The sequence below is a fragment of the Arenimonas malthae CC-JY-1 genome (genome assembly GCF_000747075.1).
GTDB classification, from domain to species: domain Bacteria; phylum Pseudomonadota; class Gammaproteobacteria; order Xanthomonadales; family Xanthomonadaceae; genus Arenimonas; species Arenimonas malthae.
In genome coordinates this window covers 1-11,568 of record NZ_AVCH01000010.1, presented here as the reverse complement: position 1 = coordinate 11,568, position 11,568 = coordinate 1, and the positions used below count along the sequence as shown (strand labels likewise).

7 protein-coding genes are annotated in these 11,568 nt (G+C 71.6%); 3 read left to right on the top strand and 4 right to left on the bottom strand.

The features are described from left to right. On the top strand, positions 1-512 hold a 512-nt coding region (locus N790_RS16235; RefSeq protein ID WP_043799953.1), incomplete at its 5' end, for a hypothetical protein. Between the two features lie 88 nt (positions 513-600). Here the strand turns inward: N790_RS16235 and ggt are convergent. Next, a complete protein-coding gene (ggt, locus tag N790_RS01500; protein ID WP_043799952.1) occupies positions 601-2,298 on the bottom strand; it encodes a gamma-glutamyltransferase in 1,698 nt (565 codons plus the stop codon). 113 nt (positions 2,299-2,411) lie between these two features. On the opposite strand from ggt, the gene N790_RS01495 reads away from it, so the two are divergent. Both N790_RS01495 and N790_RS01490 read left to right on the top strand, forming a co-directional pair. Further along, the gene (locus N790_RS01495) at positions 2,412-3,323 is read left to right on the top strand and encodes an AEC family transporter (RefSeq protein WP_043799950.1); all 912 of its coding nucleotides are present in this window, start codon (positions 2,412-2,414) and stop codon (positions 3,321-3,323) included. A gap of 120 nt (positions 3,324-3,443) precedes the next feature. Then, entirely contained in the window at positions 3,444-4,469 is a 1,026-nt protein-coding gene (locus N790_RS01490; protein WP_156969877.1) for a hypothetical protein, read from the top strand. Position 4,470: 1 nt separating this feature from the next. On the opposite strand, the gene N790_RS01485 is transcribed toward N790_RS01490, so the two are convergent. From N790_RS01485 to gltB, 3 genes are all read right to left on the bottom strand, one after another. Beyond that, complete coding sequence (locus N790_RS01485; RefSeq protein ID WP_043799947.1) at positions 4,471-5,958, bottom strand: AAA family ATPase; 1,488 nt, start codon at positions 5,956-5,958, stop codon at positions 4,471-4,473. Positions 5,959-6,027: 69 nt separating this feature from the next. Further along, positions 6,028-7,431 carry a glutamate synthase subunit beta gene (locus tag N790_RS01480; protein WP_043799945.1) on the bottom strand — a complete coding sequence of 468 codons (1,404 nt, stop codon included), beginning with the start codon at positions 7,429-7,431 and terminating at the stop codon, positions 6,028-6,030. Next, positions 7,428-11,568, bottom strand: a 4,141-nt coding sequence (gltB, locus tag N790_RS01475; protein WP_043799944.1) for a glutamate synthase large subunit, incomplete at its 5' end; no start/stop codon positions are given. The genes N790_RS01480 and gltB, both read right to left, overlap by 4 nt.

Sequence of the window (11,568 nt, the reverse complement as noted above, 5' to 3'; positions counted from 1 at the left end):
TCACCATCGGCAGCAATGCCGCCTTCAACCACTTCCTGTGCTACGCCGCGGGCGGCGACCCGATCCGCGCCGGCGAATTCACCGTGGCGCTTGCCCCGGTGTCGGCCGACCCGACGACCTATGCCGTCGGTACCCGCGGTCCCCTGGCCCTGGGCGAGATCACCCGCAACGGCGCCGAACTCCAGGCCCCGCTGGCGCAGGTGCCGGAAAACTACCTCTCGCGCATGGTGCTGACCAACACCGGCTCCCAGGACCGCGTGTACGAAGTGCGGGTGCTCGGAGAAACCGGCAACGTCATCTCCACCGCCAACCTCACCGGCATGGTGCCGGCGGGCGGCACCACGGTGGTGGACCTGGACACGATGCTGACCGGCTTCACCGCGGCGCCGCGCGCGACGCTGCACGTGACCGTGTCGGCGCCGAACGCCCAGATCCAGGGCCTGTACCAGATCGTCAACCCGGACTCGGGCACGATCAGCAACCATGTGATGGTGCGGCCGGGCTTGAACTGAGATCCGGCGAGGGGCGGTCGCGGCTGAAGCCGCTCCTACAGAAGCGAAATGGAAGGGCCCGCTTCGGCGGGCCCTTCCCTTTGGGGGCTCAGTAGCCGGCGGCCTGGCCGTCCTTGCGGCTTTCGCTGGCGCCGATGTAGGTGCCGTTGGCGTGGTCGCGGGCGATGGCCTGGTAGCCGCCGTAGGGGCCGTCGGCGAACTCGATGCGGTGTCCCTTGCGCATCAGCGCGCGGATGGTTTCGTAGGGGAAGCCGGTTTCGAGGTTCACCACGCCGCCGTCGGTCATCTCCAGCATGCGGCCGGCGGGGTCGGTGCTGCCGTCGTGCTGGATGCGCGGCGCGTCGCCGGCTTCCTGCAGGTTCATGCCGAAGTCCACCAGGTTCATCACGATCTGGGCGTGGCCCTGCGGCTGCATCGCGCCGCCCATCAGGCCGAAGCTCACCCACGGCTTGCCGTCCTTGGTGATGAAGGCCGGGATGATGGTGTGGAAGGGCCGCTTGCCCGGCTCGAACGAGTTCGGGTGGCCGGGCTTGAGCACGAACTGCTCGCCGCGGTCCTGGAAGATGAAGCCCAGCCCCGGCGGCGCCATGCCGCTGCCCATGCCGCGGTAGTTGGACTGGATCAGCGACACCATCATGCCGTCCTTGTCGGCGGTGGTGAGGTAGATGGTGTCGCCGTCCTGCAGGATGCCCGCGTCCACGGCGCGCGCGGCGCGGTCGGGGTTGATCAGCTTGCGGCGCTCGGCGGCGTAGTCTTCCGAAACCAGCTTTGCCACCGGCGCCGGGTGGAAGGCCGGGTCGGCGTAATAACGCGCGCGGTCGGCGAAGGCGAGCTTCTTGGCTTCCACGAACAGGTGCACGTGCTCGGCGCTGCCGAAGGGGATCTTCGAGAAGTCGTAGCCTTCGAGCACGTTGAGGATCTGCAGCGCGGCGATGCCCTGGCCGTTCGGCGGGATCTCCCACACGTCCACGCCGCGGTAGTTGGTGCTCACCGGGTCCACCCACTCGCCCTGGTGCGCGGCCAGGTCCTCGTAGCGCAGGAAGCCGCCGTTGGCCTTGAAGTAGGCGTCGATGCTGCGGGCGATGTCGCCCTTGTAGAAGGCGTCGCGGCCTTCGCGGCCGATGGTTTCCAGCGTGTTGGCGAGGTTCGGGTTCTTCCAGATCTCGCCGGTGCGCGGCGCGCGGCCGCCGACGGTGAACTGCTCGGTGAACCCCGGCCACTTCGACAGCACGGGCACGCTGCGGCCCCAGTAGTAGGCGATGGTGTCGTGCACCGGGTGGCCCTGGCGGGCGTAGCGCACGGTGGGCGCCAGCACCTCGGCCATGCTTAGCCTGCCGAAGCGGCCGTGCAGGGCGAACCAGCCGTCCACCGCGCCCGGCACCGTCACCGGCAGCGGGCCGTGCGGCGGGATGTCTTCGTAACCGTTGTCCTGGAACCACTTGAGCGACAGCGCCCGCGGCGAGCGGCCGGAGCCGTTGTAGCCATGCAGCTTCTTCGTCTTCGGGTCCCAGACGATGGCGAACAGGTCGCCGCCGATGCCGTTGCCGGTCGGCTCCATCAGGCCGAGCGCGGCGTTGGCGGCGATGGCCGCGTCCACGGCGCTGCCGCCGCGGCGCATCACGTCCAGCGCGACCTGCGTGGCCAGCGGGTGCGAGGTGGCGGCCATGGCCTCCGTCGCATACACCTCGGAGCGGGTGGCGAAGGGCAGGCCGGTGATGCGGTCGGCGGCGGCAGCCCCGCCGGCCAGCGTGGCGGCGAGGGCAAGGGCGGTCAGGGTGAGGCGCATGGCTGGGTTCCCGGGCGGTGGATGCGCGAAGATACCCCGGTCCCGCCTTCCCGCGACGTGAACGCCGCCGCGGTTCGGCGCGGCGGTCCCGACACCCTGGAGCCCCTGCCGGCATGGCTTTCGACGCCTTCGCGCTGATCCTTTCGATGCTGGCCCTGGGCCTGCTGTTCCAGCGCCTGCGGGTGTTCCCGGACAGCGCCGCCGAAGTGCTCAACAAGGTGGTGCTGTACGTCTGCCTGCCGGCGGCGGTGCTGCGCTACGCGCCGCGCCTGGCGCTGGGCCCCGAGGTGCTGGCGGTGGCCGCGGTGCCCTGGCTGCTGGTGGGCGCCACGGTGCTGGCGGTGTCCGGCCTGACGCGCTGGCTGCGCCTGCGCCGCGACGAACACGCCGTGCTGCTGCTGTGCGTGGCGCTGGGCAACACCAGCTTCCTGGGCTACCCGCTGGTGCGCGCGCTGCTGGGCGAGGCCGCGCTGCCGTACGCGGTCATCTACGACCAGTTCGGCGCCTTCCTGATCCTGTCCACCTTCGGCCTGTACGTGCTGGCGCGCTACGGCGGCGACGCCGAGCCGACGCCGCGCGACATGCTGCGCCGGGTGGCCACGTTCCCGCCGTTCCTGGCCATGCTGTTCGGCCTGACGCTGATGCCCGCCGAGCCGCCGTCGTGGATCGCCGGCGGACTGCAGCGGCTGGCCGACGCGCTGCTGCCGCTGGTGGTGCTGGCGATCGGCCTGGGCCTGAAGCTGAAACTGCCGCGCGACGAACTCAGGCCGCTGGTGGCGGGCCTGGCGCTGAAACTCGCGGTGATGCCGGCGCTGGCCCTGGGCCTGGCCGCGCTGCTGCGGCTGGACGGCGTGCAGCACGACACCGTGGTGCTCGAATCGGCCATGCCGCCCATGGTCACCGCGGCCGCGCTGGCCATCTCGCACCGCCTCGCGCCCGGCCTGGCCTCGGCCATGGTCGGCTATGGCATCCTGCTGTCGCTGGCCACGCTGCCCGCCTGGGCGTGGCTGCTGCAGCGGCTGTGACCGCGCGCGTTGGCGCCACGCTTCACTGTAGGAGCGGCTTCAGCCGCGACCGCCCTTCGCCAGGAGCAGTCGCGGCTGAAGCCGCTCCTACAAGGCGTTCTTCGAGAGGAGAGGCAAGGAATGAAAATCCTGTTTGCGATGCTGCTCTCGGGCCTGCTCGCCGCCGCGCCGACAATCGTGGATGCCGAGGCAACATCTGACGCGGAATCGGGCGCCCGTCAGGTCGTTTGGTTGCGCTACCACCTCGCGGTGGCCGAATCGCCGGGCGACGCGCTGTCCGACGCCTACCTCGCCCGGGCCCTGGACTTCATGCAGGGCGACGAGGCCCGGCAGGCGGCGCTCGACCCGGCGCTGCTGGCGCGGGTGCAGGTGGTGCAGGGGCAGCTGGCCGCGCGCGCGGCCGCCGCCCGCCACGACGACGCCACGCTGTTGCTCAGCCAGATGACCTGCCTGCCGCCGGCGAGGGCCAGCGACGCCTGCCTGGCCGACCTGGCGCGCCTGGCCGAATTGGCCGGCGACAACGCCTACCACCACTTCGTGCTGATGGGGCATGCGTGGGCGCTTGGCGACGCCGAGGGTTTCCTGCGCGAGGCGCGCCTGGCCGCGGAGGCCCCCGGATACCGGCACGACGTGCCCAAGGTCTTCGGTTCGCTCTACCGGCGCTACGCGCAGGTGCCCGCCGATCACCTCGCCCGGTCCGACCCGGGTAACCGCATCCCCGTCGCAGGCATTAGCGCCATGGGGTTCGCGACCGCGTTGGCCCTGCCGGCCTACCAGTACTTCGTTCAGCCTTGCCGGGAAGCCGAAGGCGATTTGCAGGGGCATTGCCTCGCGATCGCGGTGCGCATGCTCAGGGAAGGCCAGCTGGCGCTCGATCTTTCGATCGCATCCGCGGTCATCGAGGTTCACGGCGACGATTCGCTGAAGGCCGAGGCCAGGCGCCGCCAGCGGGAGATGGCGTGGCACTTCGAATCCCTGCGCGGCGCGGAACTGCGGCTGGACGAGCGCGAGTGGCGGGATTATCTCGATGCCTTCGCCGACAGCGGCGAGCTGGCGGCTTTCCGGGTGGCCAATGCCGCCATGGGCCGCCCGGCCCTGCCGCCGGACGACTGGAACCCGCCCGGCGAATCCGCCGGGGCGCGCTGAATCAATCCGCCGGCACGGTGCGCCCGCGCGCCCAGTCGCGCAGGGCCTGCACCTGCTCGGCCATCAGCACGCTCAGCGGGCGGGTGTTGCGGATTTCCTGCACCACCCGCGCCTCGTCCACCGGCACGCCGTCGGCGTGGGCGGCGTAGAGCGCGCTGACGATGGCCTGCTCGATCTCGGCGCCGGAAAAACCGTCGGCGGCATCGGCCAGCGCGCTGAGCGAAAACCCTTCCCAGGCCACTTCGCGGCGCGCCAGGTGCAGGCGGAAGATTTCCGCGCGGGCGGCGTGGTCGGGCAGGTCCACGAAGAAGATCTCGTCGAAGCGGCCCTTGCGCAGCAGCTCTGGCGGCAGGTCGTGCACGGCATTCGCGGTGGCCACCAGGAACACCTTCGACTTGCGCTCGGCCATCCAGGTCAGGAAATAACCCAGCACGCGCCGCGAGACGCCGCCGTCCTCGCTGCTGCCGCTGGCGGCCAGGCCCTTTTCCAGCTCGTCGATCCACAGCACGCAGGGCGCCAGCTGCTCGGCCGAGGACAGCGCGTCGCGCAGGTTCTTCTCGGTTTCGCCGTGGTACTTGTTGTAGAGCGTGCCGAAGTCCAGGCGCACCAGCGGCACGTTGAAGCCGCCGGCCACGGCCTTGGCCGCCAGCGACTTGCCGCAGCCCTGCACGCCCAGCAGCAGCATGCCCTTGGGCGGGTCCAGGCCGGGCGGCAGCGCGTCGGCGGTGAAGGCGGTGCGGCGCTGGTTCACCCAGGCCTTCAGGCGTTCCAGGCCCGCCACTTCGGAAAAGCGCGCGGTGTCGTATTCGAAGTGCAGGTGGCCGGACTTGTTGAGCAGCTCGAACTTGAGCTTGGCCAGCTCGGGCAGGTCGCCCAGGTGCAGGGCGCCGTCGCTGAAGATCAGGTGCCGCGCCAGCCGCCGCGCTTCGGTGAGCGACAGCCCGCGCAGGTTGCGCACGATGACCTTCAGCGCCTCCTGGTCGACCTCGACGCGCTTGCCGCCGTGTTCGCGCATGTAGATGGCGGCTTCGTCCTGTACCAGCTTGAGCAGGGCGCGCTCGTCGGGCAGGCGCAGGCTGAAGCGCACAGCGTGGTGCTCGAGGTCGGGCGGCAGTTCGATCTTGGCGCCCACCAGCACCAGGGTATGGGCCAGGCTGCCGCGGCGCTCGAGCGTTTCGCGCAGCAGGCGCTGGGTGGTGGCGTAGCCCAGGTAGGGGTGGAAATCGAGCAGCAGGCAGATGCTGCGCTGGTCGAGTTCGCGGATGGTGCGCAGCGTGGTGGTGGCGTCGGGCGGCGACAGGGGCGCGTCTTCGCCGTCCAGGTCCACCCGGCGCAGGCCTTCGGTGATGGACCAGCGGTACAGCGGCCGCCAGACGTTCATCAGCAGGTGCCGGAAGAGGTCCACCACCCGCGCCTCGTCGGGCGTCTCGATCACGAGCAGCGCGGTATTGGCCCGCACCAGCGACGTCAGGTCCTGCAACTCGCCCATCGAAACTCCCCTGTCCCAAGCCGCCGATGATACCGGAGCCGGAAAACGGGGGCAGAGAACGTATCTGTTTCAACCAACCCTGTTCCCTGGCCCCAACTTGCGGGCGATGGCGTGGGCCGCTTCGCGGCCGTCGTGCACGGCGGTGACGACGAGGTCGGCGCCGCGCACGTTGTCGCCGCCGGCGAAGGCCTTGGGATGGCTGGTGGCGCCCGACGTGCCGTCGGTGCGCACGCGGCCGGCGCCATCGAGCGCGATGCCGTGTTCGCCCCACCAGGGCGCGGGGCTGGCGCGGAAGCCGAAGCTCAGTATCACCACGTCGGCGCCTTCGACCTGTTCGCTGCCCGGCACGGTTTCGATCGCGCCGCCGCGGCCCGCCGCCGCACGGGTTTCCACCAGGCGCACGCCGGTGGCCTGGCCCGCGCCTTCGATGGCCAGCGGCTGGCGGTGGAACAGGAAACGCACGCCCTCGTCGCGCGCGTTCTTCACTTCGCGGCGCGAACCCGGCATGTCGGCCTCGCCGCGGCGGTAGGCGCATGTGACCTGCGCCGCGCCCAGGCGCAGCGCCGAGCGCACGCAGTCCATCGCCGTGTCGCCGCCGCCGAGCACCAGCACGCGCCGGCCCGCCAGTTCGATCGCCGGGTCGTCCGCATGCCGCTCGCCGCGCTGCCGGCGCGCGTTCGCCACCAGGAAGGGCAGGGCCGACAGCACGCCCGGCAGCGCCTGCCCCGGCAGGCCCGCGTCCACCGGCGTGGTGGCGCCGGTGCCCAGGAACAGCGCGTCGAAATCGCGCAATAGTTCGCCGCCCAGCGCCGCATCCACCTCGGTGCCCAGGTGGAAACGCACGCCCATGCCCTCGAGCACCGCGCGGCGGATATCCATCACCGACTTCTCGAGCTTGAAGGCCGGGATGCCATAGGTCAGCAGGCCGCCCACCTGGGCGTGGCGGTCGAACACGTGCGCTTCGATGCCCGCGCGCACCAGCCGGTCGGCGCAGGCCAGGCCCGCGGGCCCGGCGCCGACCACCGCCACGCGGCGACCGGTGGCGCGCACCGCGGAAAGATCCGGCCGCCAGCCCTGGCGGAAGGCCTCGTCGACGATGTACTTCTCGATCGAGCCGATGGTGACCGCCTCGAAGCCGGTATTGAGCGTGCAGTCGCCCTCGCACAGCCGGTCCTGCGGGCAGACGCGGCCGCAGACCTCGGGCAGCGGGTTGGTCGAATGCGCCAGCTCGGCCGCTTCGAACAGCCGCCCTTCGCGAACCAGCGCCAGCCAGTCCGGGATGGGGTTGTGCACCGGGCACTTCCACTCGCAGTAAGGGTTGCCGCAGTCCAGGCAGCGCGCGCCCTGTTCGGCGGCGCCGGCGGCGTCGAAGCCGCCGTAGATCTCCTGCCAGCCCAGCACGCGCACGTTCGCCGGTAGTTCCTTCGGCAAACGCCGCGGCACGTCGAGGAACTGGAAGGGCCGGGGCTTCATGCCGCGCTCCGCAGCTCTTCGGCCAGCTGGTCGAGCGAGGCGGCCTTGGGCTTGACCAGCCAGAACTTGCCGGCCACGTCGCGGAAGTCCTCCAGCAGCCGCGCGCCCCAGGCGCTGCCGGTGAGCTCCACGTGCGCGCGCAGCAGCCCGCGCAGGTGGTGGCGGTGGTGCTCCATGCCCTCGGGCGTGATGCGGTGCACGTCCACCAGCTCGTGGTTGTAGCGGTCGGCGAAATCGCGGTCGAGGTCGAGCACGTAGGCCAGCCCGCCGGTGAAACCCGCGCCGAAGTTCAGGCCGGTGCGGCCCAGCACGGCCACCACGCCGCCGGTCATGTATTCGCAGCCGTGGTCGCCCACGCCTTCCACCACCGCCTGCGCGCCGGAATTGCGCACCGCGAAGCGCTCGCCGGCGCGGCCCGCGGCGTAGAGCTCGCCGCCGGTGGCGCCGTAGAGGCAGGTGTTGCCCATGATCGGCGTTTCGTGCGCGGCGAAGCGCGACTCCGGCGACGGCCGCAGCACGATGCGCCCGCCGGCCATGCCCTTGCCCACGTAGTCATTGGCGTCGCCGGTGAGGTGCAGCTGCAGGCCGCCGGCGTTCCAGGCGCCCAGGCTCTGGCCGGCGTGGCCGCGCAGGTGCACGGTGAGCGGCGAACCGGCCATGCCCTGGTTGCCGTGCACGCGGGCGATTTCGCCCGACAGGCGCGCGCCGATGCTGCGGTCCCGGTTGCGGATGGGGTAGCTGAACTCGCCGCCGGCGCCCGCGTGGATGGCGGCGCGCATGTCATCGAGCATGCGCGTGGCCAGTTCGCCGGTGTCGCGCGGCGGGTTGCGCGCCTGCGTGTTGTGGCGGTCGGCGGCGCCGGCGCCGCTGGCGGCGGCCAGCAGCGGCGACAGGTCGAGCCGGCGTTGGCGCGGCGTGCTGCCTTCGGCGATGTCCAGCAGGTCGGTGCGGCCGATCAGGTCTTCCAGCCGCGCCACGCCCAGCCGCGCCAGCCACTGGCGCACGTCCTCGGCGACGAAGCGGAAGAAGTTCATGGCCATCTCCGGCAAGCCGATGAAGTGGTGCGCACGCAGTCGCGCATCCTGCGTGGCCACGCCGGTGGCGCAGTTGTTGAGGTGGCAGATGCGCAGGTAGCGGCAGCCCAGCGCCACCATCGGCGTGGTGCCGAAGCCGAAGCTCTCGGCGCCCAGGATGGCCGCCTTCACCACGTCCAGCCCGGTCTTGAGGCCGCCGTCGGCCTGCAGGCGGACCGCGCCGCGCAGGCCGTTCATCCGCAGCGTCTGCTGCACTTCGCTCAGGCCCAGCTCCCAGGGCGTGCCGGCGTGGTGGATGGACGAGAGCGGCGAGGCGCCGGTGCCGCCGTCGTGGCCGGAAATGGTCACCAGGTCGGCATAGGCCTTGGCCACGCCGGCGGCAATGGTGCCCACGCCGGCGTGCGACACCAGCTTCACGCTCACCAGCGCGCCCGGGTTCACCTCCTTGAGGTCGAACACCAGCTGCGCCAGGTCCTCGATGGAATAGATGTCGTGGTGCGGCGGCGGCGAGATCAGGCCGATGCCGGGCCGTGCATGCCGAAGCGCCGCGATCATGGCGTTGACCTTGTGGCCCGGGAGCTGGCCGCCTTCGCCGGGCTTGGCGCCCTGGGCGATCTTGATCTGCAGCACTTCGGCGTTCACCAGGTACTCGGGCGTCACGCCGAAGCGGCCCGAGGCCACCTGCTTGATCTTGCTGCGCTTCTCGGTGCCGTGGCGGGCCGGGTCTTCGCCGCCTTCGCCGGAATTCGAGCGCGCGCCCAGCCGGTTCATCGCGACCGCCAGCGCCTCGTGCGCCTCGGGCGACAGCGCGCCCAGCGACATGCCGGCCGAATCGAAGCGGCGCAGGATGGCTTCCACGGGCTCCACGTCGTCCAGCGGAATCGTCGCCACGTCGGTGCGCAGCCGCAGCAGGTCGCGCAGGGCCGAGGGCGGGCGGCCGTCCACGTGCGCGGCGTAGGCGCGGTAGTCGGCGGCGTCGCCGCTGCGCACGGCGCGCTGCAGGCTGTTGATCACGTCGGGGTTGAACATGTGGGTTTCGCCGCCGACCACCAGCTTGTGGCGGCCGCCCGGGTCGAGTTCGGCGGTGGGCGCGGCGGCGCGCGCCGCCAGCTCCCGCGCCTCGGCCTCGAGTTCGGCGAACCCCGCGCCCTGGATCCGGCTGGCCATGCCGGGGAAACACAGCGCCATCACCTCGTCGGCCAGGCCGACGGCTTCGAACAGCTGCGCGCCGCGGTAACTGGCGATGGTGCTGATGCCCATCTTCGACAGGATCTTGAGCAGGCCCTTCTTGATGCCGCGCCGGTAGCTGCGGCCCAGCTCGGCCGGCTCGTTGCCGATCTTGCCCTCCACCACGCCGGCCCGGCCCAGCGCCGACAGCGTCTGGTAGGCCAGGTAGGGGTAGACCGCCGTGGCGCCGACGCCGATCAGGCAGGCCACCTGGTGGGCGTCGCGGGCGCTGCCGGTTTCCACCAGCAGGTTGGCGCGGCAGCGCAGGCCGGTGGCCACCAGGTGGTGGTGCACGGCGCCGGTGGCCAGCAGCGCCGGCACCACGGCGCCGCCGGGCGCGGGGTAGCGGTCGGACAGCAGCACGAGGATGGCGCCGCCACGCACGGCGGCTTCCGCTTCGTCGCGCAGGCGGTGCAGCGCCTGTTCCAGCGTTTCGTCGTCGCGCAGGTGCAGGTGCACCAGCGCGTTCGCCGATTCGAAGCGCGGCAGCGCCAGCAGCTGCCGCAGCTTGCGCTGCGAGAGCACCGGCGAGTTCAGCATCACCTGCACCGCGTTCGCCGGCGTGGCCTCGAACACGTTGCCCTCGGGCCCGAGCTGGGTGGCCAGCGACATCACCACCTGCTCGCGCAGCGGGTCGATGGGCGGGTTGGTGACCTGGGCGAAGGCCTGGCGGAAGTAGTCGTACACCGGGCGGATGCGTCGCGACATCACCGCCAGCGGCGTGTCGTCGCCCATCGAGCCGGTGGCCTCCTGGCCGGTTTCGGCCAGCACGCGCAGTTCGGTTTCGCGCTCCTCGCGCGTGAGCTGGAACTGCACCTGGAAACGCCGCAGCGTGGCCGCGTCGAAGGGCTCGGCGGCGAGCGAGGGGTCCACCAGGCTGGTGCTCAGGTAGGACACGCCCTGCTTGAGCCAGGCCTTGTACGGCGCGCGCGCCTTGTTGATGGCGTCGATGTCCTCGCTGCCCAGCAGTTCGCCGCGGGCCAGGTCCACCGCCAGCATTTCGCCCGGGCCCAGCTTGCCCTTGGCCACCACGTCGGCGTCGGCCACGTCGTACACGCCGGTCTCCGAGGCCACCACCAGGGTGCGGTCGGCCGTGAGCAGCCAGCGCGCCGGCCGCAGGCCGTTGCGGTCGAGCGTGCAAGCGGCGTGGCGGCCGCCGCACATGACGATGCCGGCCGGGCCGTCCCAGGGGTCGCAGGACAGGCCGTAGTACTCGTAGAAGGCGGCGAGGTCGGGGTCCTTGTGTTCGAGCGAGGCGGTGGCCGGCGGCACCAGGATGCGCATGGCCTGCAGCAGGTCCATGCCGCCGGCCAGCAGCAGCTCGAGCATGTTGTCCAGGCTCTGCGAATCCGAACCTTGCATCGCCACCAGCGGCTGCAGCGCCGGCAGGTCGAGCAATTCCGAATGCCAGTGCGCCGCGCGCGCCCGGGCCCAGGCGCGGTTGCCTTCGATGGTGTTGATCTCGCCGTTGTGGGCCAGCACGCGGAAGGGCTGGGCCAGTTTCCAGGCCGGCGCGGTGTTGGTGGAAAAGCGCTGGTGGAAGACGATGACCGACGAAGCCAGCTCCGGCCGCGCCAGGTCGGGGAAGACCCGCGGCAGCGCTTCCGGCAGCACCATGGCCTTGTAGCCGAGGGTGGCCGCCGACAGCGTCACCACGTAGAAATCCGGTGCATCCGCCAGCGCCTGTTCGGCCGCGCGCCGCGCCAGGAACAGCCGCCGCTCGAACGCCGCCGCGTCGCCGTCTTCCGGCGCCGCCACGAACACCTGGCCGATGCGCGGCAGCCCGCGCAGCGCGATTTCGCCGCAGTCGGCGCGCGACACCGGCACCTCGCGCCAGCCGTGCACGGCCAGGCCCTGGGCGCGCAGGGCGGCGTCG

Excerpts from the sequence above, each read along its gene's own strand:
- ggt (WP_043799952.1), bottom strand. The coding sequence starts at position 2,298 with ATGCGCCTCACCCTGACCGCCCTTGCCCTCGCCGCCACGCTGGCCGGC.
- N790_RS01490 (WP_156969877.1), top strand. The coding sequence starts at position 3,444 with ATGAAAATCCTGTTTGCGATGCTGCTCTCGGGCCTGCTCGCCGCCGCG.
- N790_RS01480 (WP_043799945.1), bottom strand. The coding sequence starts at position 7,431 with ATGAAGCCCCGGCCCTTCCAGTTCCTCGACGTGCCGCGGCGTTTGCCG.
- N790_RS01485 (WP_043799947.1), bottom strand. The coding sequence starts at position 5,958 with ATGGGCGAGTTGCAGGACCTGACGTCGCTGGTGCGGGCCAATACCGCG.
- N790_RS01495 (WP_043799950.1), top strand. The coding sequence starts at position 2,412 with ATGGCTTTCGACGCCTTCGCGCTGATCCTTTCGATGCTGGCCCTGGGC.